Source organism: Sphaerisporangium sp. NPDC005289 (assembly GCF_040607455.1).
Taxonomy (GTDB): Bacteria; Actinomycetota; Actinomycetes; order Streptosporangiales; family Streptosporangiaceae; genus Sphaerisporangium; species Sphaerisporangium rhizosphaerae.
This window is the reverse complement of the sequence record NZ_JBEXGS010000003.1, coordinates 130,798-157,638: the sequence shown is the minus strand read 5'-3', so window position 1 is coordinate 157,638 and position 26,841 is coordinate 130,798. Positions and strand designations below refer to the sequence as shown.

The window sequence follows — 26,841 nt, the reverse complement described above, 5'->3', positions numbered from 1 at the left end:
GGGACACCCAAAGCATGCGGGCAAACTTCATCTTCTCTGAGGTCTGGATCGGCCTTCGCCGCAACCTCACGATGACCATCGCGGTCATCGTGACCGTGGCCATCGGCATGGCCCTGCTCGGCATTGGGCTCATGATCAACGCGCAGGTCGGCAGCATGAGCAGCTACTGGTCCGACAAGGTCCAGCTCTCGGCCTTCCTGTGCATGAAGAACAGCCCGTTCGACGCCTGCAAGGGCCGCGGCACGGTCAGCGCGCAGGAGAAGGTCGCGCTGCAGAAGCAGATCGAGAGCCTGCCGCAGGTCGACCGGGTCACCTTCGAGACCCAGGAGAAGGCCTACGAGAACTTCAAGGCCTCCTACAGCAGCAACAGCGTCTTCCTGAACGCGGTCAAGGTCGAGGACATGCCCGAGTCGTTCCGGGTCAAGCTGAAGAACCCCGACGACTACAAGTCCGTCTTCGACGCGCTCAGCGGCGCGCCCGGCGTGGCGAACGTGGTCAACGACCAGCAACTCCTCGACCGGTTCTTCGGCCTGATGAACCGGCTGCGCAGCGCGGCGCTCGTCGTGGCGCTGATCCAGGTGTTCGCCGCCATCCTGCTGATCGGCAACACCGTGCGGCTGTCGGCGTACAACCGCAGGCGCGAGACCGGCATCATGCGCCTGGTCGGGGCCTCCAACCTGTACATCCAGCTGCCCTTCGTCATGGAGGGCACCATCGCCGGCCTGGTCGGCGGGGTGATCTCGGCGGTGCTGCTGATGTTCGCCAAGATCGTGATCTTCGACAGCATGCAGAAGTTCTTCGCGCTGGCGACACAGCTCACCTGGAGCGACGTCGCACAGGTGATCACGCTCACGACCGTGGTCGGCGTGCTCATCTGTATCCTCGCCTCGTTCGTGACGCTCCGCCGGTACCTGCGGGTGTGACGCTCCCCGGTAGGCTCGCTGTATGCCACGTGAGACCGGGCGCAAGCTGATCGCCCAGAACAAGCGTGCCCGGCACGATTACCAGATCGAGGACACCTACGAGGCCGGGCTCGTCCTGATGGGCACGGAGGTGAAATCCCTCCGTGCCGGCCGGGCGAGCCTCTCGGACGGGTACGCCCAGGTCAAGGACGACGAGGTGTGGCTGATGAACATCCACATCCCCGAGTACCACATGGGCACCTGGACCAACCACGCCGCGCGGCGCCCCCGCAAGCTCCTGCTCCACCGCAAGGAGATCGGGAAGATCATCAGCAAGACCAAGGAGACGGGCCTGACGCTGGTCCCGCTCTCGCTGTACTTCAGTGACGGCAGGGCCAAGGTCGAGATCGGCGTCGCCCGCGGTAAGAAGACCTGGGACAAGCGGCACGACCTCGCCGAGAAGCAGGCGAACAGGGAGATGGCCCGCGCCCTCCGTCACCGCAACCGATGAGGTCCGAGCAGCAGTGGTGCTAGCCGTACGTCTGAGAAGAGCCCTGTCGGCTGGGCTGTCGCTGGCCGTCGCCGTGCCCATGCTGTCGGCCTGCTTCTCCGAGCCGTCGCCGCACGAGGCGGTCAGCCAGTTCCTGGTGGGCTGGCAGTCCGGCGACTACGCCGCCGCGGCCGAGCGCGTCGACGGCGACCCGAAGGCCGTGCGCAAGGCGCTGGAGGACGCCGGGGTGCAGCTCGACGCCGCCTCCATCCGCTTCGCGCTCAGGAGCCTGACCACCAACGGCGACAGCGCGGACGCCAGGTTCCACGTCCAGATCGACCTCGGCGACAACAATCCGATCTGGCAGTACGACAACGACCTGCCGCTGCACGTGGTCGACGGCAGGTGGAAGGTCCGCTGGTCGCCCAGCGTCATCCACCCGCAGCTGCGCGAGGGCCAGCGCTTCGCGGTCAAGGTCGCCCCCGAGGGCGACCAGCCGATCCGCCAGCCCATCGAGGACCGCAACGGCGACCCGCTCCAGCAGGACACCACGCTGTACCTCGCCGGCGTCTACCCCGACCGGGTGAAGGACCCGGTGGGGGTGTGCGAGCGGCTGTTCCAGCTCACCGGCTTCGCCCAAGATCGCCTGCTCGCCCGCATCCGCTCGGCGCCGCCGCAGGACTTCGTGCCGCTGGTGACCTTCGGCGCCAAGAAGTACGCCCAGCTGCTGGACCGGCTGGAGGAGATCGGCCCCGACCTGAAGATCGAGAAGCAGTCGCAGCCGGTCGCGCCCGCCCAGCCGGTCGACATCATCGGCAAGGTCGGCGCGATCACCGCCGAGACCATGCAGCAGCTCGGCGGCCCGCAGCGCGCCGGCGGCGACACCATCGGCCAGGGCGGACTGCAGAAGGCCTACCAGGACCAGCTCACCGGTTCCACCGGCACCGAGGTCATGACCTACGACCTCAAGACCGGCGAGCAGGTCGCCGAGCTGGCGCGCTGGCCCGGCAGGACGAACACCACCTCGGTGCGCACCACCATCGACAAGGGCGTGCAGCAGTCCGCCGACCTGTCCGTCGGCGGCGGGCCGGCCGCGCTGCTGGTCGCGGTGGACGCGCCGTCCGGGCAGATCCGCGCCGTGGCGTCCAAAGAGTTCGACCAGCAGACCGACGGGCTCGCCGGGCGCTTCCCGCCCGGGACGACGTTCTCGATCGTGGCCGCGGACGGCCTGCTCGGCGCGGGGCTGGACCCCGACCAGAAGCTGCCGTGCCCGGCCGACCGCACGGTCGGAGGCGCCCGCTTCCAGCAGACGGAGGCGCGGCCCCAGCCTCAGCAGCCGACGCCCACCCCGACCCCGACGCCGACCGCGATCTCCACCGCGCCGCCGGCCGGTACGACGCCGAGCGTCACCGCCGACTTCGCCCAGGGGTGCGTCACCGCGCTGGCGTCCCTGTCGCGCCGCATCGACGCCGGGGCCCTCAACCGGGCGGCCGCCCGCTTCGGCATCGGCGGCGACTGGCGGCTGCCGCTGCGCTCGTTCACCGGGAGCATGCCGGCGGCGGCGACCGACGCCGCCAAGGCGAAGATCATCGCCGGGCAGACGGTGCGGGTCAGCCCGTTGTCGATGGCCCTGGTCGCCGCGGCCCTGGGCTCGGGCACCTGGCGCCCGCCCACGCTGGTCACCTCGCCGTCATCACCGGACGCCGCCGCCGACGCCTCCTCCGACCCCGCGCCCGCCACGCCGCCGCGTCCGGTCACCCTCGACCCGGCGACCCTGACCGAGCTTCGCGCGCTGATGCGCGCGGGCGTCGTCTCGGGCACGGCCGCCGCCGCCTCGGCGCCGGGGGACAAGGTCTACGGGCTGGCCTCGGCCGTGACCTACACCGAGAAGAAGCGCGAGCGGCACCTGTCGTGGTTCGTGGGCTGGCAGGGCGACCTGGCCGTCGCCGTGCTCACCGAGAGCGCCGATCCGGCGGCCTCGGCCCGCGTGGCCGGCCAGTTCTTCCGCAGCGCCCGCACGGCCGCGTGAACGCCACCCTGAACGGTGCCCTGAACGCGGCCTGAACGGGCCTCTGCGCGAGGGCCGGCGCGCCTGCCGGAACGCCGCCGCCCGGCCCTGAACGACGGTTGAACGGCCTTTCGGAAAAATCTCGCCGGGCCGAGCAACCATCGGGGCGTCTCCCGGCGTCTTTCTGGGTGACCGGGCACCGCTTGGGGGTTGCGGGCCTGGTCGCCGTGATGAGACCAGGGCTTCATCTCGGGGGAAGCCCTGCCGTCCGGACCGGCTCGACCCTGCCGGTCGGCCCCCGGGGGCGTGTGCCACGTGCCACGTCCCCGGGGGTTTCGGCGTCCGCGGTCGCCGGCGGAGGGCCGCCGCGGGGAATCAAGTTGGCACCGCCGGTGTTGAGTGGAGTATGTTCATGTCGATCGGCCTCTCCGGAGGTCGTGTTGACAACTCCACAGGGGGTGACTGGTTTCGACTTCGGCATGTCGTGCCAGGGGAAGCGGGTCGAGGACTGCGGACATAACCTCGTTAATCCTGTGACCGCAAAACAATAAGTGCCAATAACACGCGCACTCAGGGCCACATGGCCCTCGCCGCCTGAGCGAGGTCTAGGCCCTTGTCAGCCCGGGAGTGCCTCCGGCCCGGATCTGGCATCGCTAGGAGGCTCAACCGATCGACCCGGTCACGGGGCCGATAGGGAAACCTAACAGTGACTGAGCCCGTCGGTGACACGCCTGCGTGATCACCGGGGCTGAGAAAATCGCAGCAGGCTGCACCCGGAGAAGCCCTGACGCGGTGTTGAAGGACGCGGGTTCGATTCCCGCCACCTCCACACTCCCGCGCGCGCCCCCGCGCTGCGGAGCTGATCGCCCGAGGGCGGTCGGCGGGCCCCACAGGCCCGCCGGCCGCCCTTTGCCGTGCGTGGGGTATGCCGGTTCCGCCCGATGTGAACGCTGTTCCGGCGGCGGTCGCGGCTCTGTAGCGTTGCCGCATGACAGATCTTCGGTCCGCCGTGGTGAACCGGGTACGGCTGGTCTACGAGGTGGCGGGGGACGCCGGCGCGCCGCCGGTGCTGCTTCTGCACGGGCGGGGGAGCGACCACACCACCTGGGCCGGAGTCATCGAGCACCTGGCGGGGTCCTGGCGCGTCTACGCGCCCGACGCCCGCGGGCACGGCGCCAGCGACTGGCCCCGGGTCTACTCGCTGGAGCTCATGCGCGACGACGTGGTCGCCCTGCTCGACCACCTCGAACTGCCCCGTGTGACCATCGTCGGGCACTCCATGGGCGGCATGGTCGCCTTCCTGGTCGCGCAGGACCATCCGGGCCGGGTCGAGCGCATGGTGCTGGAGGACGTCCCCGCGCCGCACCCCGCCCGCCTGTCCCTGCCCGGGCGGCCCGACGGCGAGCTGCCCTTCGACTGGGCCATGGTCGAGCAGACCGCCCACCAGCGCAACCATCCCGACCCGGCGTGGCTGGACGGCCTGGCCAAGGTCACCGCGCCGACGCTGGTCATCGCGGGCGGCGCGCCCAGCCACCTGCCGCAGGACCAGGTCGCCGATCTGGCCCGCCGCATCCCCGGCGCCCGGCTGATGACGATCGAGGCCGGGCACGAGGTGCACGCCACCCGCCCCGCGGAGTTCAACGACGCGCTGACGGCGTTCCTCGGACGGTGACCCTGCCCGTGCCGCGTCAGCGGTAGAGGCGGATGGCGCCGGTGAGGACCTGACGGGCCACGGCGAGGACCTCGTCGGCCGTGGCGGGGGACGGGGGCGGGGCGACGACCTGCACCATCTGCGTGCTCGGCTCGCCGACGTCGGGGAACAGCTCCCACTTCCACCCGGGGCTGGTCAGGCTGTCGAAGCGTTCGAGGCTCACCACGAGGGGCGCCGAGCCGTCCCATCCCCAGGGCGGGGTCTGCGGCAGCCGCGCCAGGCGGATGCGGGCACGCGGCGCCGGTCCGTCGCCGGCCGCCCGCCGCGCCTCCGTCGCGGCCTCGCGCGGATCCAGCGATGCCGAACGCGGGTCGAGGGAAGCGGTGCGGGGGTCGGAGGATGACGCGTGCTGGTCCAGTGCGGGGGAGCGCGGGTCGCAAGGGGCGGTGTCCGGGTGGTCCAGCGTCGCCAGACCGGCGCGCTCGGCGGCCCCGGTGAGCAGGCCGTGCGGGTCGTCCAGGCCGGCCAGGGAGGCACGCCGGTAGGCGGTGGACCGGGCGTGCAGCACGGCCTCGGCCAGGCGGTGGTCGGTGCCGTGCTCGCCGGTCCAGTCGGCGGTGGCCAGGCCGTGACGCTCGCCGGCCTCGTGCACCTCGGCCAGCAGTCGTGCGGCCGCGTCCAGCGCGGAGGCGGTGTAGATGGTGCGGTAGTGCCCTCGCGCCGCCCGCTCGATCATCTGGCGGGCGGAGGCGGTCTCGGTGGTCGTCATCGGCTGCTGTCCCTCGTCGTCTCGCCTGTGACCGTTAGGACTTTAGCCCTACTTGATCCATTGGCGTGACTTGGGATGCCCGCTCACCTCATCCCGGCTACAGGCCGGGGCCACGGGTCAGGTGCCCGAGAGGGTGCCGAGCGTGACGGTGACGGTCGTGGTCTTGCCGTTCGGGTGCAGGACCCCGACCTTCGCCTGCGTGCCCGGACGCAGCCCGGCCAGCACCTCCGACAGGGACGCCGCCGTCGGCGTGGGCTTGCCGTTGACGCTGGTGATGATGTCCCCGGGCCTGATCCCGGCGCGGGCCGCGCCGCTGCCCGCGTCCACGTGGGCGACGCCGACGCCGACCGGCCGGCCGTCGGCGTCCACGACGGTGTTGACCCGGACGCCGAGCGCGGCCCGCCGCGTGTTGGTGACCTTGCCGTACCGGATGATCTGCTCGGCCACGTCCTTGGCGGTGCTGCTCGGGATCGCGAACCCGATGCCGGGTGCGGCGCCTCCGCCGAGGTCGGGGTTGATGGCGGCCAGCGTCGGGACGCCGATCACCTCGCCGTGGAGGTTGGTGAGCGCCCCGCCGCTGTTGCCGGGGTTGATCGACGCGGATGTCTGGATGGCGTTGGTGATGGTCGCTCCCGGCGAGCCCTCGCCCTGCGGTTCGGTCACCGTGCGGCCCAGCGCGGAGATGATGCCGTTGGTCACGCTGCCCGACAGGCCCAGCGGGTTGCCCATGGCCAGGACGATCTGGCCGACCTTGAGCCTGCCCGAGTCGCCGAAGTTCGCGGGGGTCAGGCCGTTGCGGTCGGCGACGCGGATGACCGCGAGGTCGCCCAGGGGATAGGAGGCGACCAGGTCGGCCTTGCGCGGCTTGCCGCCGGTGGCCAGCGTGACCTCGAAGGTCTTGGACTTGCCCACGACATGGGCGTTGGTCACGATGTGGCCCTGGGTGTCGTACACGATGCCAGAGCCGAGCCCCTTGGAGGTGGTGATCTGCACGATCGACGGGAGCACCTGGGCGATGACCCGCTCGTACGCCTGCTCCTCGGTGATCACCGCGGTGTTCGCCGACGGGCTGTCGCCGCCGCCGCGTGTGGTGGCGGTGCTCGTCGAGGCCGGTGCGCCGGTGAGGCCGCACCCGCTGAGCACCACCAGGCCACCGGCCATCCCGGCGCACAGCGCGTGCCGCAGCGCACGTCCGGTCGTTCGGTTACCTGGTGTAGTCGCCATGGAACACGTCATTCCCGACCAGACGGAAGATACTCGCCATATACCACCAATGACGTGATCTTGGTAATAGTCGGACGTGCGGCGCCGGGTGGTCGGCGACGGGATTCCGGAATGGGCGCCGCAGCCCCGCTGACCTGTGGCAATGTGGGCGTTGGCGGAGAAGTGAGGCTGCTGGGCCGCACGGATCACGATTTGTGACGTAGTCTGCCGACATGGCGGACGGCGCTGGTAACTCCCCAAGCCGCCCTGGGTCCGGGCGGCCTCCGACGTACGTTCCTTCCTATGACGCTCCGACCACGCCGATGCCCCGGGTGAGCCCGGAGCAGGTACTCGCGATGGTGGAGGCCGCGCAGGCCGCCGCCAAGGCCCCGCCCACGGCCGACACCGCGTCCGAGCAGGCGTCCGACACGGCGTCAGAGCAGGTGTCCGAGGAAGTCTCCGGCGCGGACGGCGCGACCGCCTCCGACACCGTGGAGATCCCCCTGCAGGCGAGAAGGCCGCTCCGGGAGGCCGGACAGGACGAGAGCACCGACGGGACGTGGCGCCCCGACGGCGAGGTCACCGCCGATGTTCGCAGGCCGGGTGGACCGTTCCCCCGCACCGGCGGTTCGGCCGCCCCCGCCGGGCGGCCGTTCCACATGGGATCGGTCGCCGCCCCTGCCGATCGCCCTTCTCGGAAGGGGCCGGTCGCCGCCGCCTCCGGTCGCCCGTCTCAGAAGGGACCGGTCGCCGCCCCTGCCGGTCGCCCGTCTCAGAAGGGGCCGGTCACCGCTGCCGTCGGGACACCGTCCGGAGCGGGGCGCGAGCGCCGGGGCGCGCTCTCCGCGGCGGTCCTCCGCGCCGGCGACATTCCGATCAAAGCGGTCTACGGCATCGGCGCGCTGCTCGTCACCGTGGTCGTCGTGATCCTGATCTTCATGGTGTTCGCCGAGGACCGGCCCGGCGACCCGGTGCGGGTGGACCCGGCACAGGCCGGTGGACCGGCGGCCTCCGGCGCCCCGGTGAAGCCCACGCCCACGATCGCCGTGCCGGCCGTCCCCGCGGCCAAGGCCATGACCGTCTTCCCCGGAACGGGCACGCCGGTGCTGTCGTACGTGGTGGACCAGGCCGCGGGCATCAGCTACGCCCAGTACGGTGCGCCGTGGGCGAAGACGGCCAAGGCTCCGTTCTCGGCGGCGCAGAAGGTCGGGCCGGCCAAGCGGCCGCAGGCGCTGATCGCGTCCGGGCCGGTTCCGTTCGCCGTGCCGAAGGCGCCGGTCACCTACGACGGCTACCGCAAGCTGGCGGCCAAAGCCGCCAAGTGGACGCTGCGCTACCAGCCCGCCGGTTCCACGTTCACCTGGACGGTGTCGCAGCGGGCCCGTTACAACCTCGGGTGGGTGCTCGGCTACAAGGTCGGTTATGTGCAGGGGGGCAAGAAGCACTCCTCGCAGGCATACGTCTTCGTCGTCTCCTCGCCGGCGAAGAAGAAGCCCGCCATGCTGTTCGCCAGTGTCACCGACGCCCGCAAGGCGCTCTACCACGACCTCAACATGCTGTTCTGGACGGCCCGCGCGTCCTGAGCCGCGATCTCGCTCAGCCGTTCATCTCGTTCAGCCGCAGATCTCGTTCAGCCGTTGGCCTTGGAAGCATCTTCTAGAATATGATTCTGGGACGTCTGGAGGCCGAGCGGCACGGAGGGTGTTATGGCGATCGGGTTGAGCGAGGAGCACGAGGCGCTCCGCGAGTCCGTCAGCGGCTGGGCGGAGCGCAACGTCCCCGCGGACGTCGTGCGCGCGGCCGTCGGCGCGCAGGACGAGCAGCGGCCCGCGTTCTGGAGCGGCCTGGCCGACCAGGGCCTGCTGGGCCTGCACCTGCCCGAGGAGTACGGCGGCAGCGGCTTCGGCCTGCTGGAGACCGCCGTGGCCGTCGAGGCGCTCGGAGAACGCGTCGCGCCCGGCCCCTACGTCCCGACCGTCCTCGCCTCCGCCGCCGTCCTGGCCTCCGACGGCAAGGCCCGCGCCGAACTGCTCCCCGGCCTGGCCGACGGCACGCTGACCGGCGCCGTCGCCCTCGGCGGCACGCTGACCGGCACCCGCGGCGACGACGGCGTGCTCACCGTCGGCGGCGCCGCCGAGTCCGTGCTCGGCGCCGCGCTCGCCGACGTGCTCGTCCTGCCGGTGAGCACCGGCCAGGGCGAGGAGTGGGTCGCCCTGTCCGCCTCCGACGTCACCGTCACCCCCGTCAGGAGCCTCGACCTCACCCGCGCGGTGGCCAAGGTCGAGGTCGACGCGGTCGCCGTGCCGGCCGAGCGCGTCCTCGACGGGCTCGACCGGGCGCGCGTCCGCGACCTGGCCGCGATCCTGCTCGGCGCGGAGGCGGCGGGCGTCGCCGCCTGGTGCGTGCGCGCCGCCGCCGACTACGCCAAGGTGCGCGTGCAGTTCGGCCGGCCGATCGGCCAGTTCCAGGGCGTCAAGCACAAGGCGTCCCGCATGCTCGTCGCCCTCGAGCAGGCCCGCGCCACCGTCTGGGACGCCACCCGCGCGAGCGGTGACGAGCTGCGCTACGCCGCCGCGATCGCCGGTGTCATGGCCCCCGACGCCGCCGTGCAGTGCGCCAAGGACGCCATTCAGATCTTCGGCGGCATCGGCTACACCTTCGAGCACGACGCCCACCTGTACTACCGCCGCGCGCTGACGCTCCGCGCGCTGCTCGGCGCCTCCGCCGAGTGGGCCGACGCGGTCGCCGCGCACGCCCTGTCCGGCGTCACCCGGGACATGGAGATCGAGCTGCCCGAGGACACCGAGGCGCTGCGCTCCGCCATCCGCGAGGAGATCGCCGAGATCGCCCGCATCGAGGACGGCAAGGAGCAGAAGCGCGCCCTGGCGGCCAAGGGCTTCGTCATGCCCCACCTGCCCAAGCCGTGGGGCCGGGGCGCCTCGGCGCTGGAGCAGGTGCTCATCTACCAGGAGCTCAAGACCGCGCGTGTCCGGCTGCCCCAAATGATCATCGGTGCCTGGGTGGTGCCGTCCATCGTCGCCTACGGCACCCCCGAGCAGCAGGAGCGGTTCCTGCCGCCGACCCTGGCCGGCGAGCTGATCTGGTGCCAGCTGTTCTCCGAGCCCGGCGCCGGCTCGGACCTGGCGTCGCTGCAGATGAAGGCCGAGAAGGTCGAGGGCGGCTGGAAGCTCAACGGGCAGAAGATCTGGACCTCCGTCGCGCACGTCGCCGAGTGGGGCATCTGCATCGCCCGCACCGACACCACCAAGCCCAAGCACGACGGCATCACCTACTTCATCGTCGACATGAAGGCCCCCGGGGTCACCGTTCGCCCGCTCACCGAGATGACCGGGGAGAACCTGTTCAACGAGGTGTTCCTGGACGACGTCTTCGTCCCGGACGAGCTGGTCGTCGGCGAGATCAACGAGGGATGGCGGGTCGCGCGCAACACCCTGTCCAACGAGCGGGTGTCCCTGTCGTCCGGATCCGGCGGCACCGGGTCCTCGGTCCCCGACCTGCTCGGCCTGGTCTCCCGCCTCGGCCGTGAGCTCACCGCGGCCGAACGGCAGGAACTGGCGCACGTCGTCTGCGAGGGGCACTCCATCAACGCGCTCAGCCTGCGCGTCACGCTCAAGCAGCTCGCCGGGTCCGAGCCGGGCGCCGACGCCTCGGTGCGCAAGCTGCTGTCCACCTCGCACGCCCAGCACGTGTCCGAATGCGCGGTCGACCTGCTCGGCGCGTCGGCCACCGTCGCCGCCGACATGAAGCTCGGCGACGCCGGCTACTGGAACCGGGCGGTCCTCGCCACCCGCGCGATGACCATCTACGGCGGTACGACTGAAGTCCAGCTCAACATCATCGCCGAACGCATGCTCGCCCTCCCCCGAGACCCCGAACCCGGCAAATAACCCAGACAACGTGGGCTCGGTCGTCCTGGGAAATGGTGCCTTCGGCACTGTCTTCCCGGGGCGACCCTCGCCGCTCCCTCCGGCGCCGCCACGCAGGGCCCTCCTGCGCGCCGGTGCCGTACCTGTCTCCGGCCTCGGTCGCGTCGTGTCTTCTCAGCGGCTCCAACGTGTCGTTTCTTCGGGCTCCGTCAGGGCCGGGCCTTCCCTCCGGATCGATCGCGCTCAGCCGTCTCTCCGGTTGGGTTGTGCTGGGCGTTCCTCCGGGCTCGGTCGGGGCCGGCCTTCGCTCGGGCTCGGTTGCGCTGAGCCTTCCCCGGCTCAAACGAGTTGTGTCTGATCGGCGCCGGAGCGGTGGGAAGGTGGTCGGCGAAATCGGCGCCCTCTTACGGCGGGTGGCCGAGCGCCGTATCGCCGGTGCTCGCCGAGGGTGTAGTGGCTGGTTGGGGTAGTTTTGCGTGGTCTGGGTGCCGCTGAGCGGGAGTAGTGCGAGGCCATGCGAGATCACTGGTTCGTGCGGTCGGCGCCCGTGCCGGCCGCGCTGATCCTGGGCGTCGTCGCTCTCTGGCCTGCACTCCGGTCCGGGTTCATGTTGCGCTACGACATGGTGTTCGTTCCGGATCCTCCGGTGACGTGGCCGGGGGGCGGCTTCCCGCGAGCGGTGCCGAGTGACCTCGTCGTCGCGCTCCTGGCACAGGTCGTGCCCGCTGCGGTCCTTCAAAAGCTGATCTTGCTTGGCATCTTCGTCCTGGCGGGTACCGGGGCCGCCGCCGTGGTCGCGCTGGTTCGCCCGAGGCCTGAGGACGGAGTCGCGTGCGTGAGCGAGCGGGCGGCGGCCGATCCCGGACTGCTCGTGGCCAGGACGGCGGCGGCGGTGTTCTACGTGTGGAACGCCTACCTCGCGCAACGGCTGTTGCTCGGCCAGTGGGCGTTGCTCCTCGGGTACGCCGGGCTGCCCTGGGCGCTCCTGGCGGCTGTGCGTGGCGGATGGCGTCGGCTCGTGCCGGCCCTGCTCCCGGCGGCGGTGGGCGGTTTCCAGGCCATGCTCGTCACCGCTCTGGTGGTGGTGCCCGTAGCGGCCACCCGTCCCGGCAGACGGTGGCAGGACGGCTTCGAGGCCGTTGAGCGAGCGCGGTGGGCGGGTCGGCGGATCCGTGAGACGTTGCGGGTTCTCGTCGTGGTGGCCGTGCTCAGCTTGCCGTGGGCCGTTCCCGCGCTGCTCAGCGAGGCGGTGACCGACCCCGCCGGGGTGGACGCGTTCGCGGCCCGTGCCGATGGGCCGTTCGGCACACTCGGCAGCTTGTTGAGCCTCGGCGGGATATGGAACGCCGACGCCGATGTCCCGGGGCAGTCCGCGTGGTGGCTCGCTTCCGTACGCCTGGTCGTGGCGGTGTTCGCCGTGGTCGCCTTCGTCCGGCTTCGCGAGGCGCCGTACCGCATCGGCCTGCTGATCGCGGCCTGCGCCGGGCTCGCCGTGGCGCTGACCGGCGCCTACCTGCCCGGTGTGCTCAAGACGTTGATCACATGGTGGCCTGGCTTCGGTCCTCTGCGCGATGGCCAGCTCTACATCGCCCCCCTGGCGCTGCTCCAGGCGGTCGGGTTCGCGATCCTGACCCGCCGTATCGCGGCGCCGGCATCGCCGACCTACTTCGCGCCGTCGCGGCGCCGATCTTCCGACAGCGCAGAGGCGGGGGACTCCACACGCCCGGGGGTGGCTCAGCCAGTGGATCCGGGACCGGAGGCGGCGGCGCATGCCGGCGGGTCTGCGCGTCCGGGGATGGAGGCGGTCGCATACGCGGGCGGGTCTGTGGGTCCGGGGATGGAGGGGGTCGCGCACGTAGGTGGGCCTATGCGTCCGGGGATCGAGGCGGCCGCGTACGGGGGGCGGTGGAAGGGCGGGTGGGTTGTGGGGGTGGTGGCGGTTCTGGTGCCGATGTTGGGGTTGCCGGGGTTGGCGTCGGGAGCGCTGGGGCGGCTGGAAGCGGTGGAGTATCCGCAGGATTGGGGGCGGGTGCGGGCGATCGTGAACGGGGACCCGCATCCGGGGGCGTTGCTGTCGTTGCCGTGGGGGGCGCACCGGGCGTTCGCGTGGAACGGGGGCCGGGTCATCCTCGATCCGGCGACCAAGAGCTTCGCGCGACGGGTGGTGTGGGATGACGCGCTCCTGGTGGGGCTCGGGCACGGGCGGGTACTGCGCGTCGCCGGGGAAGACCCACTGGCCCGGCGCGTCGGCGCGTTGCTGCGCGCGGAGAACGGTCCGCCGGCGGTCGGGCAGGGGACGACAGGAGCCGGTCCACGGATGGATGGGCAGGGGGCGACAGGAGCCGGTCCACGGATGGATGGGGAGGGGACCGCAGGAGCTGGTTCGCCCACCGCAGGAGCCGGTTCGCCGACGGGCGAGCGGGGGAGCGAGGCAGCCGGTTCCCTCTCGGATGGGCGGGGAGGGGCGGAGGCGGGTCCGTTGACGGATGGGCAGGAGGTGGGGCCGTTGACGGAGTCGTTGAGGGCTGTGGGAATACGGTACGTGCTCGTTGTGGGACCGAGTGAGAACACGTTTCGATCCCGGGTGCCTGGAGCCGTCTCCGTCTATGTGGGACCCGAGATGGAGCTGTTGCGGTTGTGACGTCACCCGGTGCGGCCAGCGGTGGTAATGGTGCGTTTTGTGACGTCCGCGGCGGCCTTGACGACAGGCATACTGGACGGTAAGTCTTATTATTACGTTTTGACCAATGACCTGGCCGGTAACCTGTATCACGTTCTACTCTCGGTGAGGTCCCCACGCGTCCGCACTTTGGAGGGAGAAAGCCCAATGGTGCGAGTACTCGCTGCTCTCGTCGTTGGGGTGGTTCTGGCGATCGGCGCCTCTGTCGGCGTCGTCAACGTTGTCGCCCCCAGCCCTCAGCCCCCCAACAAGCCGCTGTACAACTACGGCAACAGGTGATCCGTCACGGGCGGGGCCCGCGCCGCGATCGGTGAGCCCGGCCCGTTACCGCTCCACCAGGCACGGAGGGTCGGCTTCGCCGTGCCCAAAGACGTCGCCCGTAGTCCAAGCCCGTAGACAAAGCCGGTAAGGCAAGCCCGTAGTCGGCGCCCGCAGACCCTGCTGGATCTCCCGCGGACACTTGCTGGTGGCTCTGCCCGCAGACCTACCGGGCGGCTCTGCCCGCGATGGCCCTCCGAGCGTCCGAACGCGGCGCGGGACCCGCGACGGTGCGGGGTCCGGGACCGGCGGGGACGCGTGGCCGATGACGCCGGACGAGACACATGAACCTCGACGGCACATGAACGACAACCGGAAGCGAGCGCACAGCCGGGGGGGCTCGACCCACACACGAAGGAGTGTCCGTGGTCGCACAGCAGGTGGGCCGGGCCCCGCGCGACCCTGAACGTCGCCCCCGCGGCGCGGCCGAGACCGCGGCCGAGACCGGGACCGGGAGCAGGGCCGGCAGCAGGGCCAGAGCCGGCGCGCGTGGTGGCACCGAGCCGTCCCCGAGCGCGGCCGGGCTCCCCGCCCCCAAGCCGTTGGCGGGAGTGCGGGTCGCGGTGTGCAACTTCCGGGAGCCCGCGCAGTCGGTGGCCGGCGGGGCCGAGGAGTACGCCTGGCAGGTCGGCCGGCATCTGCTCTCCCAGGGCGCCTCGGTGCACTTCCTGACCAGCCGCGAGCCGGGGCAGGCGGGCGGCGAGCGGCGCGAGGGCATCGAGCTGCGGCGCATGGGCAACCGCTACCTGGTCTACCTGCTGGTCCCGCTGTGGATGCTGCTGCGCCGCCGCCGCTTCGACGTGGTCATCGACTGCATGAACGGCATCCCGTTCTTCGCGCCCCTGGTGGTGTCGCGGCGCACCACGGTCGTGTGCCTGGTGCACCACGTCCACGACCGCCAGTTCTACGCCTTCTTTCCGCGCTGGCTGGCCCGCGTCGGCTGCTTCGTGGAAGGCCCGGTCGCCCGGCTGCTGTACCGGCGCCGCACCACCGTCACGGTGTCGGAGTCGTCGCGGGCCGAGCTGCGCGACCGGCTGGGCTGGCTCGCGCCCATCGAGGTCATCCCGAACGGCAGTCCGGCCGTGCGTCCGGTGGCGACGACGGTCGGCGGGGAGCAGGTCGACGGCGACCCGGTGGTGGCCTATCTCGGACGCCTGGTCGGCCACAAGCGGGTGGAGCGCGTGGTGGAGCTGGTGACCGAGCTGGGGGAGACCTGGCCCGGCCTGCGCGTCCACGTTGTCGGCCGGGGCCCGGAGTACGAGCCGCTGGCGCGCCGCGCCCGCGCGCTGGGCGTGACGGACCGGGTGAACCTGCACGGCTTCCTGGCCGAGCAGGAGAAGAACGCCGTGCTCGGCGCGGCCCGCCTGAACGTCACGGCGTCGGAGTTCGAGGGGTGGGGCCTGACGGTGATCGAGGCGGCGGCGCTGGGCGTCCCGACCGTCGCCTACGACGTCGCGGGCCTGCGCGACTCGGTGCGGGACGGCGTCACGGGGTGGCTCGTCAGGGACGGCGAGTCGCTGGCGGACGTGGTGGACCGCGCGCTGAAGGAGCTGGCGGACCCGGTGCGCCGGGCGGAGGTCCAGCGGGCGTGCCGGAGCTGGGCGGCGGAGTTCTCGTGGGGGAGGACGGGCGCTAGGATGACCGGACTCATCACCGCTGAACTGGAGCAAAAGGGGCATGTCCGGCCGCTCGCCTTCCGGCTCGCCGCAGGTGAGAGCCATACGCCCTGACAACCCGCGGACCGTTGGTGATGTCGGCAGGGCCGATGCGGCGGAGGTGAGCACGCCCGGGGCGCGGTTGCGGCGCAGGCTCCGGTTGCTGGCCGGATGCCTGCTTCTCGGGGCCATCGCGTTCAACACCTCGCCCGGCGAGGTGATCGCCGAGACCAAGCTGGACATGGCGGTCAACCCGGTCGGGTTCCTGGAGCGGGCGAGCCACCTGTGGGACGACGCGTATTTCGGCCACCTGCAGAACCAGGCGTACGGCTACCTGTTCCCGATGGGACCGTTCTACGCGTTGTTCCGCTGGCTGGACATGCCCGCGTGGAACATCCAGCGGCTGTGGATCACCCTGGTGCTGTGCGCGGCGTTCCTCGGCGTCGAACGGCTCGCGGGCGCCCTGCGCGTCGGCTCGCCGGACACCCGGCTGCTGGCCGGGCTGGCGTACGCGCTCGCGCCGCACGCCCTGGCCCTGGTCGGCGTCAACTCCTCGGAGTTCCAGCCCAGCGCGGTGCTGCCGTGGATCCTGCTCCCGCTGGTGCGCGGCGCGGCCGCGAGCATCGGCCCGCGCCGGGCCGCCGCGATGTCGGCCGTCGCGTTCCTGTTCGCGGGCGGCATCAACGCCGCCGCCGAGCTGGCCGTGCTGGTGGTGCCCCTGCTGTACCTGCTCACGCGGGAGGGCGGCCCGCGCAGGCGGCGGCTGCTGGCCTGGTGGCTGCCCTGCGTGGCCGCCGTGTCGATGTGGTGGCTGGTGCCCCTGGTCGTCCTCGGCCGCTACATCTTCTCCTTCCTGCCGTTCATCGAGACGGCGAACGCGACCACCGGCGTGACGTCCCTGCTCAACACGCTGCGCGGCACCTCAAGCTGGATCTCCTTCCTGCCGGTGGACGGCAGGCCGTGGCTGCCGGCCGCCTACGACCAGGCGACGCGGCCGTGGCTGATCGCGGTCACCGCCGCCGTGGCCGCCGCCGGGCTGGCCGGGCTCGTCCGCCGCTCCACGCCCGAGCGGACGTTCCTGACGCTGTGCGTGCTCGCCGGGCTGGTGATCGTCACCGCCGGCCACGCGGACGCCCTGGCGTTCCCTTGGTCCGAGCAGGTCAGGGACCTGCTCGACGGCCCGCTCGCGCCGTTCCGCAACCTGCACAAGTTCGACGCGCTGCTGCGCCTGCCGCTCGCCCTTGGCCTGGCGGCGCTGCCGGTCTCGCGCCCGCACGGGTCGCGCTCGCACGGGGCGCAGCCGCGGCCGGCCGCAGGGAGCGGCCGGCCGGCACGGCTCGCCGTCGTGCCGATGGCCGCGGCGGGGCTGGTCGGCCTCGCCGTGGTGCCCGTCGCCACGGCCGGGATCACGCCGGCCGGGTCGTTCGCCGACCTGCCCTCCTACTGGCGTGACGCCGCCGCCTGGCTGAACCGCGCCACCGGCCACGGCATGGTGCTGGCCGTCCCCGGCTCCAAGCGCGGCGAGTACCTGTGGGGCCGTCCGCTGGACGAGCCCATGCAGTCGCTGCTCACCGTCCGCTGGGCCACGCACTCCAACGTCCCCTGGGGCTCGGCCGGGCTCGCGCGCCTGCTCCAGGCCGTCGACGAGCGCTTCTCCGACGGCGAGGGCTCGGCGGGGCTCACGACCACTCTGCGCCGCATCGGCGTCACCTACGTGCTCGTGCGCAACGACCTGGCCCGCGACACCATCGGCTCGGCGTGGCCGGCCCGCGTCCACCAGACCCTGGAGGACTCCACCGGCCTGGTGCGCGTCGCCCAGTTCGGCCCCCTGGTGGGCCAGATCTCCAACACCACGGCCTCCAACTGGTTCGACCAGGCCTACCCGGCGCTGGAGGTGTACGCGGTGCCGGACCCGGCTCCCATCGCGAGTGTGGTCCCCGCGGACGCGACGCTGCGGATGGCCGGCGCCCCCGAGGGCGTGCTCGCCATGGCCGAGCAGGGCGTGCTGAAGGACGACGCGCCGGTGCTGGTCGGCGACGAGCCCGGCGCCGCGTCCGTCCCCGCCCGCAGGACCGTGGTCACCGACAGCCTGCGCCGGCGCCGAATGATCTTCGGGGACGTCCGCAGGAGCGCCGGCCCCACCCTGCCGGAGAGCGGGAAGCAGGACGCCACCACCGACCTGCTCGACCCTGCCTGGACCTCGGCGACCTCCTCGGCGCGCTATCTGGGCGTCGACGACGTGCGCGCCTCCTCCTCCGACGCCGACATCACCGCGGCCGCCGGCGAGCGCGACCCCGGGCGCCTGCCGTTCGCGGCCTTCGACGGCGACGCGCGCACCGGGTGGCGCTCGGACGGCTGGAACGGCGCGCTCGGCGAGTGGCTGGAGGCCCGGTTCGTCGAGCCGGTGCCGGTCAAGGACATCACCATCGCCTTCGAACAGGGGCCGATCGGGCCGCCGGTCGCCGAGGTCGAGCTGTCCACGGCCGCCGGGACGCGGCGGGCCGCCGTCCGGCAGACCACCGACCCCCAGCTGTTCAGCCCGCCTCCGGGGCGCACCACGTGGCTGCGCATCCGGGTCACCAAGCTGGCCTACCAGCCCGCCAACCCCTTCGGCGGCCGGGTCGGGATCACCGAGGTGGCCGTCCCCGGGGTGACGCCGGCCAGGGCGATCGCCGTGCCGGGGCTGCCGGACGGCGGCGACGCGGGCACGGTGCTGCTGACCTCGCAGGGCACCGCCCCGGCCTGCATGCGCGGATCGTCCGCCTGGACCTGCTCACGCCGGCTGGAGATCCTCGGCGAGGACGGCTACGGCTTCCAGCGGCTGTTCGCCGTCGGCAAGGAGCAGACCCGCAGGGTCGGCGGCACCGCCGTGCTCACCGACCCGGGGTCGGCGGCCCTGCTCACCACGCTGCCGAACGTCTATCCGCACGTCACCGCCTCCTCGACCGTCACCGACCACCCCGCCGTGCTCGGCCGGGCCGCGATGGACGGCGACCCGCGGACCGTCTGGTACGCCCAGCCGTTCGACCGGCATCCCACCCTGTCGATCGACCTCGGCAAGCCCCGGACGTTCTCGCAGATCAAGGTGCTGTTCCCCGACTCCTACCTCGGCAAGCCGCCGGTGCGGGTCACCGTCAGGGCGGGGGAGCGCACCGTCCAGGCGTGGGTCGGCGGCGACGGACGGGTGGCCTTCCCGTCGCTCACCACCCGGCGGCTCTCGGTCGAGTTCACCGCCCCCGCCTCCCGCGCCATCGAGGTCACCGAGCTCACCATCCCCGGCGTCAGGCCGCTCGGCCAGTTCGGCGGGTTCGCGCTGCGGCTGCCGTGCGGCTACGGCCCCACCCTGGAGGTCGACGGCACCACCGTGCCGACCCGCATCGTCGGTGGCACGCTCAACGACGTGCTCAACGGCCGGCCGCTGACCTACGCCGGCTGCTCCCCGGTGCGGCTCATCCCCGGCATGACCTACGTCGCCGCTTCCTCCCGCGACGCCTTCCGCGTCCGGTCGGTCGTCCTGCGGGGCGAGACGGACGCCGACGCCGAGGCCACGCGCGGTGAGACGCACGCCGACGCGGGGACCACGCGCGGCGAGACGCACGCCGGCGCCACGGGGGGCGAGGCCGACGCCGACGCGGGCGCCACGCGGGCGGCGCCCGCGCGCATCGAGGCGTGGGGGCCCGAGGAGCGCCGGCTGGCGGTCTCCGCGGCCCGGCGCTCGTACCTGACCGTCAACGAGAACTACAACATCGGCTGGCACGCCTACCTCGGCGGGACCCGGCTGACCCCGGTGCGCCTGGACGGGTGGCGGCAGGCGTGGATCCTGCCCCCCGGCACCGGAACCGTCGTGCTGCGGTACGAGCCGGACGCCGCCTACCGCTGGTCCCTGGTGGGCGGCCTCGTCCTGGCCGCGGCCGTCCTCGCGCTGGCCTGGGTGCGCGGCAGGACGCGCCGCCGCCCGCCGCCGGTGGGTCCCGGCCGGGTGACGGCACGCTGGATCTGGGCCGCGGCCCCGCTCACCGGCCTGTGGACCGGCGGCCTGGCCGGCGCGGCGCTGGTGACCGCGCTGACCGCCGTCGGGCTGTGGCTGCCGCGGGTGCTCGCCGCCCAGCACGCCGGAGGCGGCCGGGCCCGGCGCGCCGCCCGCGCGGCCCTGTCCGCCTGGCTGCCCGCCGCCGCGCTGGCCCTGGCCGGGCTGAGCGCGGCCGTGGGGACCGTCCTCGGCGTCGAGCCGCTGACCGGCCTGGTGCCGGAGGTGTGCTGCCTGGTGGTGGTCGCGCGGCTGCTGGTCGCCGTGCCGGCCCCCGAACGGCTGCGCGGCCCCGCGCCGCCCGTGCCGCGCCGCCGCGAGCCCCGTCCGGCGGGGGTGGCGGGGTGACGCGCGCCCAGCTCGTCAGGACGACCTGCTACGTCGTGGTGGCCTTCATGGTGACCATGGCGGTGCTGTTCCGCTCCTACGTCTACCCCAACGGCCTGAAGCTGCCCCTGGAGCAGCGCAGGGTGTACCACCTCGGCGCGGAGGCGGCCACCTACCTCGACACCGCGACGTTCCAGTTGCGCGCCGGCGTGCCGGTGACCGACACCGTCTCCCTGTACGGCGACCCGGTGGCCGGCGACGACCGCACGGCCGTGTGGGTGGAGTTCTCCTCGCTGGAGACCGCCTACGGGCAGCGCATCGACTACCACGAGCGCCGCACCGCGTTCGACCGGCGCACCGGCATGGCCGTGGCCTGCTGCGGCGAGTACATCGACGACGACACGGCGGTCCGCCAGACGGGGCTGGCCTTCCGGCTGCCGTACGGGGCCGAGCCGCGCGGCTACCCGATCTTCGACCCCGTCCTCAAGCGCGAGGTCGCGCTGCGGTACGAGGGCGAGGACACCGTCGAGGGCCTGCCGGTGCGCCGCTACGGCTACACCGTCGGTCCGGCCAAGGTGGAGGACCTGCCCGACCAGGTGCCGGGCAAGGTGCTCGGGCTGCCCGCGTCGCGGCCGCTCAACGTGGCCAGGTACGTGCGGATCACCAGGACGCTGTGGGTCGAGCCGGAGAGCGGCCTGCCGGTCCGCGTGCGCGAGCAGCGCACCGACACGCTCCGCACGCCCGACCAGGTGGACCGCGTGGTGAGCTTCCAGGCCGACCTGGTCACCGACGCGGGCGACGTGCAGGCCCAGGCGGCCGAGGCGGCCGGGTTCCGCCGCTGGGCCGTCGTGATCAGGGACGTCATGCCGGTCGCCTTCCTCGTCCTGGCCCTGGTGCCGATCGTCGTGGCCCTGCGTACCCGCCGCCGCCCGCGCGGCCCGGATCGGGCGCGGGGGCCGGACGACGCCACGCCGCCGGGCGGTGCGACGTCAGCGGGGCGGGAAGACCAGGCGCCGGCGGGCGGTGGGACGTCAGCGGGGCGGGATGACGCGGCGCCGCCGGGTGGTGGGACGTCAGCGGCGGCGCAGGACCAGCAGCAGGTTCCAGGTCACGATCTCGCGGACGCCGGGTAGGCGCACCACGCCCGTCGCCCACTCCGGGTGGTAGCGGGGCCGGGCGGCGAGGACCTCGGCGTCGGCGCGCGTCCGCGCCCAGCGCAGGGCGCCGGACACCGTGACCGGGTACAGGCTCTCGCCGTACAGGTTCTTCGGCCGCCGCCCCTGGCGGCGGGCGTACCGGCGCGCGGCCCGGTGCCCGCCGAGGTAGTGCCAGGGCGAGGTCTCGTGCCCGCCCCACGGGGACAGCCAGTTGGTGAACGACAGGTACACCACCCCGCCCGGCCGGGTCACCCGCACCATCTCCTCCGCCATGCGCCAGGGGTCGGGTACGTGCTCCAGCACGTTGGAGGAGAAGCACACATCCACCGAGCCGTCGCGCAACGGGATGTCCAGGGCGCTGCCGAGGATCGCCCCCTCGGGGACGGCCCCGTCCCGGGCCATCATCTCCCCGGCGTCGCAGTCCACGCACAGCGTCCGCGCGCCGTAAGCCCGCAGGACCTCGGTGAAGTACCCCGGGCCGCCGCCCACGTCGGCCACCAGCGCGCCGGACAGGTCGGCGTAGGTGGCGAGCTGGGCGGCGGTGTCCCGGGCGAGCATCCCGTAGAAGAAGTCGGGGTCGGTCTGCTCCTTGCGGAAGGCCGACAGCAGCCGGACCGACCGGCCCAGTGTGGCGCGGAAGGGCGCGTTGGGGGTCTCCACGTCTGCTTTCCCCTCACCGGAGTGGTCGAGTGCCCGGGAGCATAACACCGCATTGCGCCTGATTTGTGAGGCTCATAGGGTGTCCGTTACTCAGGAGTAGCCACAGGGACGTGATCGGAGGGACCGTTGCCGCGGACCGTCTCGGTCGAGCAGCCGGATCAGCCGACCCTGCGCATCGCCTATCCGCGCTGGATGGCCCGGCTCGCCGACCCGGTGCTGGTGCTCGGCTCGCTGCTCGTCGCCGTCTCGCTCGCCCTGCGCGTGCCCGTCCTGCGGAGCGCGTACTTCATCGAGGACGACCTGCTGTTCGTCGGCGACGCCTACGAGCACGAGCTGACCTTCGACTTCCTGTTCCGCATCCACAAGGGCCACCTGATGCCCGGCGCGCTCGCGCTCACGTGGGCGGAGTCGCGGATCGCCGCCTATGACTGGACGCTGGTCGCCTCGGTGACGTTCGCTCTGCACGCGCTGGTCGCGGTGCTGCTGTTCCGGCTGCTGTGGAAGATGTTCGGCCCCCGTGCGGGCATCCTGCTGCCGCTCGCGGTCTACCTGTTCAGCCCGCTGACCATCCCCGCCTTCAGCTGGTGGTCGGCGGCCATCAACGCGGTGCCCCTCCAGCTCGCCCTGGTGCTGGCCCTGTCGGCCCAGCTCCGCCACGCGCGCGGCGAGGGCTCCCGGCACGGCTGGACGGCCCTGGCGTGGGTCGTGTTCGGCATGGCCTTCAGCACCAAGGGCGTCTTCGTGCCCCTGCTGCTGTTCGCGTTCACCACCGCCTTCCTGCGCGCCGCCCGCCCCCTCGGCGGCGCGCCCGCCGGGGTGCCCGACAGCGCGGACGGCGCCGGCGTCGCGCGCCGCGCCGGGGCCCGCCGGCACGAGCAGCACGTCCCGCGAGGTCAGGACGGCTGGCTCGGCTCCATGGGACGCGAGCTGCGCGAGCACTGGCAGGTGTGGATAGCGCACGTGCTGCTGATGGTCGGCTACACGGCCCTGTACCTGTCCCGCCAGTACACCGCGCCGGGCGAGGGCGCGGCCCTGCCCAAGACCGACGTGGCCGCCGACCTGGCCGGCACCCTGCTCGGCCGGACGCTGCCCTCGGGGCTGATCGGCGGACCGCTGTCGTGGGGGCCGGTGCCCTCCACCGGCGGCATGGCCGATCCCTCGACCTTCCTTGTGGCGGTGTCCTGGACCGTGATCGCCGCCCTGGTGCTGGCCACGCTGTTCCACCGGCGTCACGCGGCACGCGCGTGGGTGATCGTCGCGGCGTACGCGGTGGTCGTCGACGCGGTCCCGACCGTGATCGCCCGGGGCACCGCGCTCGGCCTGGTCGGCGCGGAGACCCGCTACGTCGCCGACGCGGTCGTGGTCTTCGCGGTGTGCCTCGGCGCGGCGCTGCTCCCGCTGCGCGGCGAGCCCGACCCCTACCGGCGGACCATGCCGCAGGGCAGCGCCGTCCCGGTCGTCGCCGGGCTGACCGCCGGGGCCTTCCTGGTCATGTCCGTGGTGTCGGTGGAGAACTACCGGCAGACGCTGTCGGGCGACCGGGTCCGCGCCTACCTCGGCAACGCGCGGGCCGCGCTCGCCAAGGCCCCGGCCGACACGGTGATCTTCTCCCGGCCGGTGCCGGAGTCCATCGTGCTGTCCTGGAACGGCAACCGCCGGCTCACCCACCACCTGCTCGGCCCGCTCGCCTCGCCGGCGGTGCGCGCGAAGATGCGCGTGCCCGAACCGACCGAGCGGGCGATGGTGTTCGACGACGCCGGCAGGCTGGTGCCGTTGAGCGTCGTCCCCGCGTTCGCGCAGCTCCCCCCGGCAGGAAAGAAATGCCTGCCCACCTTGGACGGAGCGGTCTACTGGCCCGAGCCGGTCGCCTTCGCCGGCCCCGACCAGGTGGCGGGGCTGGCGTACTCGGCCAAGCGAGCCACATCGCTGTCCGTCGAGGTCAGCGGGCGTAGCGAGCAGCTCAACCTGCGGGCCACCCAGGCGGGGCTGCTGCACTTCCCCGTCCGCACGCCGGGCAAGGGCCTGCTGCTGCGCGTGGACGACCCTTCGGCGGGAGTCTGCCTCAAGGGGTTCGCCTTCGGAACCCCGGTACCGGTGAACGCGCCTCCGTCCCCGGCCGCCCCTCCAGCTCCGTCCCCGGCTCCGGTGAACCCGCCGCCCGCTCCCACCTCCGCCCCGGCCACCCCCACGGCGCCGGCGGCCACGCGGGCTCCCGCACCGTCGCGGACGCCGTCACCGAAGCCGTCCGCGACGGCCAAACCGTCTCGGTCGTCCAAGCCGACCGCGACGCCCAGGCCATCCAAGTCGTCCCAGTCGTCCCAGTCGTCCCAGTCGTCCCAGTCGTCCCAGGGGTCCAAGCCGTCCGGGAACTCGTCACCGAAGGCGTCCAGGTCTTCTAAGACGTGAGGGACGCCGTCTCCGGGTTCGCGGAGGCCGGTGCCGTCTCCGGAGACGAAGGCCGTGAGCCCGTCCGCGACGGCGTCGCCGAAGGGCGCAGGAAGCGGATGAGGCCGCGCGCCGGTTCCTCGACGTACCGGTAGGTCAGGGTCGCGAGCCCGATCGTCAGCGCGCCGACCACGACCAGGTTGACCAGGAAGTTCCCCGAGAACGGCCGCTGCTCGGTGAGGTCGTACCAGAGGTACAGCGCGACGAACTGCCACAGGAACACCCCGTAGGAGATGCGCCCGAAGAAGCGCATGACCGGGTTGCCCAGCAGCCGTCCGACCGGCGCGTCCCCATGGGCGAGCAGCGCGCACGGCGCGACCAGGCAGGCGGCGATCACGCTGTACAGCGCCAACTCGAACGCGCCGCTCCACACCCCGTCGACGCCGGAGAAGCGCGGGCCCGTCACCGGCGAGGCGGCGACCGCGTAGGCCACGGCGGCGACCAGCCACAGGGTGCCCGGCGAGGCGTTGACGGCCCGGACGAAGCGGGCGGCCGGGCCGTCCTGCTCGCGCCGCGCCCACACCGACACCACGGCCAGGGCCATGCCGGGGGCGAAGAAGGTCGAGGCGCGCGGGAGCCAGGTGTTCATGTAGGGCCGGTACTCGGGGTAGTAGCTCAGCACCGTCCACAGGTAGGAGATCGCCGACAGCGCGGCCAGGCCGATGAGCAGCCGCCGTGCCCGGCTCGCGACGTCGGTCCCGCCCCGGCGCGCGAACCACGCGAGCAGCGCGGCCAGCAGCGGCAGCACCAGGTAGAACGCCGCCTCCACGCACAGGCTCCACATCTGCGCGAGCCCCTTCGGGCCGAGGCCGAACCACCAGGGGTGCACCTCGTAGTTCTGGGCCAGGAACACCAGCTGCAGCCACGTCTTGACGTCGCCGAGGTGGTCGCGCGACCACAGCAGCATGGCCGCCGCCACCACCAGCCAGTACGCGGGCAGGATGCGCAGCGCCCGCTTGACCAGGTACGTCCCGGTGGAGGGCCGCGCGGTCCCTTCGAGCACGGCCCTGACGTACGGCCGGTACAGCAGCAGCCCGGACAGGGCGAAGAAGATCGGCACGGCGACGTCGCCCCGGGACAGCAGGGCGCCGAAGAAGTCGTTCTGCAGCGCCGTGGCCGACTCGATGGCGACGTGAAAGGTCAGCACCGCGAACGCGGCGACGGCCCGCATCCCGTCCAACGCATCCAGATGCCCACCCGTAGATGGCACCCCACCCCCGGCGGCGGACCTCTCGGATCCGGCGGCGGAGGTCCGGGACTCGGCGGCCGGGGGAGAGGCGACGGCCATGGCGGTCGTTGAGAGACCGGCGGGCCGGCTGGACGCGCCGGTCGGTGGGGCGCCGGCCGTCGAGGGACCCTCGGACGGGTGCGCGGGCTCCGTTGAGGGATCGGAGGGCTCGTGCGCGAGGGCCGCCTTCGGCAGAGGAACCGGGGTCGGGTCAGAGGTCGCGGCTGCGGCGGGTCCGGCGGTGGCCGGGTCTTCGCCGTCGCGCGATCTGGAACCTGTTTCTGTCACTTTTCCGCATCCCTCGTGACGTGGGGTCACTCGCCGAACTAACATATCCCGAAATAGAACTATGTTTCAGAACATACCGCCCGCGAATCCCCGCCCAGCTCAGGACGGCCGCGGACGTGCACCCACCCAGCCGCCGGGTCATCGCCCCCCGCTCAGCGGCGTTTCCAGGAGGAGTCATGGCGTGACCACCGGACACGCCGGGGTGCGCTCCTCGGAACCCGCCGCCGAGCCCCTGGGCGCCGGCGCGCGACTCAAGGGGTTCGCCCGCGCCTGCCGTCCCCGCCAGTGGCTGAAGAACGTCCTGGTCTTCGCCGCCCCGGCCGCCGCCGGCGTGCTGACCACCCCGGCCGGCCTGCGCGACACCCTCATCGCGTTCGTGGCCTTCTGCCTGGCCGCGAGCGGCACGTACCTGTTGAACGACGCGGCCGACGCCGAGGCCGACCGGCGCCACCCGCGCAAGCGGCTGCGCCCCATCGCCGCCGGCATCGTGCCGGTGGGCCTGGCGCGCGTCGCGGGCGTCCTGCTCATCGCCGTCGCCCCCGCCCTGGCCGCCCTGGCCGGGGGATGGCGGCTGCCCGCCGCCGTGGCGGGGTACGTCGTGCTCACGCTCGCCTACACCTACTGGCTCAAGCACGAAGCGGTCGTCGACCTGGTCGCCGTCGCGGGATGCTTCCTGATCAGGGCCTTCGCCGGCGCCCTCGCCGTGGACGTGCCCGTGACGAGCTGGTTCCTGGTCGTCGTCTCGCTCGGGTCGCTCCAGGTGGTGGTGGGCAAGCGCGAGGCCGAGATGCGCAACCAGGGAACGGCCGGCACGCGCGCCACCCTGGTGACCTACACGCCGAGCTACCTCGCCCACGTCCGGTCGATGGCCTCCGGCGCGATGATCGTCACCTACTGCCTGTGGGCGCTGCAGATCCACGCGGACACCCTGTACGGGGTGAGCATCGTCCCCTTCGTGCTGATCATCCTGCGGCACAACCTGCTCGTGGACCGCGGCGTCGGCGAGGAACCCGAGGAACTGGCCCTGCACGACCGTCCACTCCAGCTCTACACCGCTCTACTGATCATCCTGCTCGTCGTCGGGATCTACGTGAAATGACCTTCCTCACCGGCCGGGCGCGCACCGCCTCCACCTCCACGAGGGAG

The 26,841-nt window shown here is 72.7% G+C and carries 16 protein-coding genes and 1 other RNA gene; 13 read left to right on the top strand and 4 right to left on the bottom strand.

Going from position 1 to position 26,841, the window contains the following annotated elements:
* Nucleotides 1-14: 14 nt before the first annotated feature.
* From ftsX to ABZT47_RS06365, 5 genes are all read left to right on the top strand, one after another.
* Complete coding sequence (gene ftsX / locus ABZT47_RS06385; protein WP_354836858.1) at nucleotides 15-923, top strand: permease-like cell division protein FtsX; 909 nt, start codon at nucleotides 15-17, stop codon at nucleotides 921-923.
* A gap of 22 nt (nucleotides 924-945) precedes the next feature.
* A complete protein-coding gene (smpB, locus tag ABZT47_RS06380) occupies nucleotides 946-1,413 on the top strand; it encodes an SsrA-binding protein SmpB (protein WP_354836856.1) in 468 nt (155 codons plus the stop codon).
* A gap of 16 nt (nucleotides 1,414-1,429) precedes the next feature.
* On the top strand, nucleotides 1,430-3,421 hold the full coding sequence (locus ABZT47_RS06375; RefSeq protein WP_354836854.1) for an NTF2-like N-terminal transpeptidase domain-containing protein: 1,992 nt from the start codon (nucleotides 1,430-1,432) through the stop codon (nucleotides 3,419-3,421).
* A gap of 433 nt (nucleotides 3,422-3,854) precedes the next feature.
* Nucleotides 3,855-4,232: a transfer-messenger RNA gene (gene ssrA / locus ABZT47_RS06370) on the top strand.
* 156 nt (nucleotides 4,233-4,388) lie between these two features.
* Entirely contained in the window at nucleotides 4,389-5,072 is a 684-nt protein-coding gene (locus ABZT47_RS06365) for an alpha/beta hydrolase (protein ID WP_354836852.1), read from the top strand.
* 16 nt (nucleotides 5,073-5,088) lie between these two features.
* Here ABZT47_RS06365 and ABZT47_RS06360 read toward each other — a convergent pair whose 3' ends face one another.
* Both ABZT47_RS06360 and ABZT47_RS06355 read right to left on the bottom strand, forming a co-directional pair.
* Nucleotides 5,089-5,820 carry a hypothetical protein gene (locus ABZT47_RS06360; protein WP_354836850.1) on the bottom strand — a complete coding sequence of 244 codons (732 nt, stop codon included), beginning with the start codon at nucleotides 5,818-5,820 and terminating at the stop codon, nucleotides 5,089-5,091.
* A gap of 117 nt (nucleotides 5,821-5,937) precedes the next feature.
* Entirely contained in the window at nucleotides 5,938-7,044 is a 1,107-nt protein-coding gene (locus ABZT47_RS06355) for a trypsin-like peptidase domain-containing protein (RefSeq protein WP_354836848.1), read from the bottom strand.
* A gap of 302 nt (nucleotides 7,045-7,346) precedes the next feature.
* On the opposite strand from ABZT47_RS06355, the gene ABZT47_RS06350 reads away from it, so the two are divergent.
* From ABZT47_RS06350 to ABZT47_RS06325, 6 genes are all read left to right on the top strand, one after another.
* On the top strand, nucleotides 7,347-8,606 hold the full coding sequence (locus tag ABZT47_RS06350; protein WP_354836846.1) for a hypothetical protein: 1,260 nt from the start codon (nucleotides 7,347-7,349) through the stop codon (nucleotides 8,604-8,606).
* Nucleotides 8,607-8,729: 123 nt separating this feature from the next.
* Entirely contained in the window at nucleotides 8,730-10,931 is a 2,202-nt protein-coding gene (locus ABZT47_RS06345) for an acyl-CoA dehydrogenase (RefSeq protein ID WP_354836844.1), read from the top strand.
* 493 nt (nucleotides 10,932-11,424) lie between these two features.
* Nucleotides 11,425-13,551 carry a hypothetical protein gene (locus tag ABZT47_RS06340; RefSeq protein WP_354836842.1) on the top strand — a complete coding sequence of 709 codons (2,127 nt, stop codon included), beginning with the start codon at nucleotides 11,425-11,427 and terminating at the stop codon, nucleotides 13,549-13,551.
* 722 nt (nucleotides 13,552-14,273) lie between these two features.
* Nucleotides 14,274-15,638 (top strand): glycosyltransferase family 4 protein, encoded by a 1,365-nt coding sequence (locus tag ABZT47_RS06335; protein WP_354836840.1) that lies wholly within the window; start codon nucleotides 14,274-14,276, stop codon nucleotides 15,636-15,638.
* Nucleotides 15,639-15,684: 46 nt separating this feature from the next.
* A complete protein-coding gene (locus ABZT47_RS06330) occupies nucleotides 15,685-19,938 on the top strand; it encodes an alpha-(1->3)-arabinofuranosyltransferase family protein (RefSeq protein ID WP_354836838.1) in 4,254 nt (1,417 codons plus the stop codon).
* Nucleotides 19,935-21,050, top strand: a complete 1,116-nt coding sequence (locus ABZT47_RS06325) for a DUF3068 domain-containing protein (protein WP_354836836.1) — start codon at nucleotides 19,935-19,937, stop codon at nucleotides 21,048-21,050. Before ABZT47_RS06330 ends, ABZT47_RS06325 begins: the two co-directional genes overlap by 4 nt.
* Here the strand turns inward: ABZT47_RS06325 and ABZT47_RS06320 are convergent.
* On the bottom strand, nucleotides 20,991-21,734 hold the full coding sequence (locus tag ABZT47_RS06320; RefSeq protein ID WP_354836834.1) for a class I SAM-dependent methyltransferase: 744 nt from the start codon (nucleotides 21,732-21,734) through the stop codon (nucleotides 20,991-20,993). The genes ABZT47_RS06325 and ABZT47_RS06320 overlap by 60 nt on opposite strands.
* Before the next feature lie 126 nt (nucleotides 21,735-21,860).
* On the opposite strand from ABZT47_RS06320, the gene ABZT47_RS06315 reads away from it, so the two are divergent.
* Nucleotides 21,861-24,140 carry a hypothetical protein gene (locus ABZT47_RS06315; protein WP_354836832.1) on the top strand — a complete coding sequence of 760 codons (2,280 nt, stop codon included), beginning with the start codon at nucleotides 21,861-21,863 and terminating at the stop codon, nucleotides 24,138-24,140.
* Here the strand turns inward: ABZT47_RS06315 and ABZT47_RS06310 are convergent.
* Nucleotides 24,130-25,389 (bottom strand): acyltransferase, encoded by a 1,260-nt coding sequence (locus tag ABZT47_RS06310; protein ID WP_354836830.1) that lies wholly within the window; start codon nucleotides 25,387-25,389, stop codon nucleotides 24,130-24,132. The genes ABZT47_RS06315 and ABZT47_RS06310 overlap by 11 nt on opposite strands.
* A gap of 487 nt (nucleotides 25,390-25,876) precedes the next feature.
* Between ABZT47_RS06310 and ABZT47_RS06305 the strand changes: the two genes are divergently transcribed.
* Complete coding sequence (locus tag ABZT47_RS06305) at nucleotides 25,877-26,794, top strand: decaprenyl-phosphate phosphoribosyltransferase (protein ID WP_354836828.1); 918 nt, start codon at nucleotides 25,877-25,879, stop codon at nucleotides 26,792-26,794.
* Nucleotides 26,795-26,841: the final 47 nt, after the last annotated feature.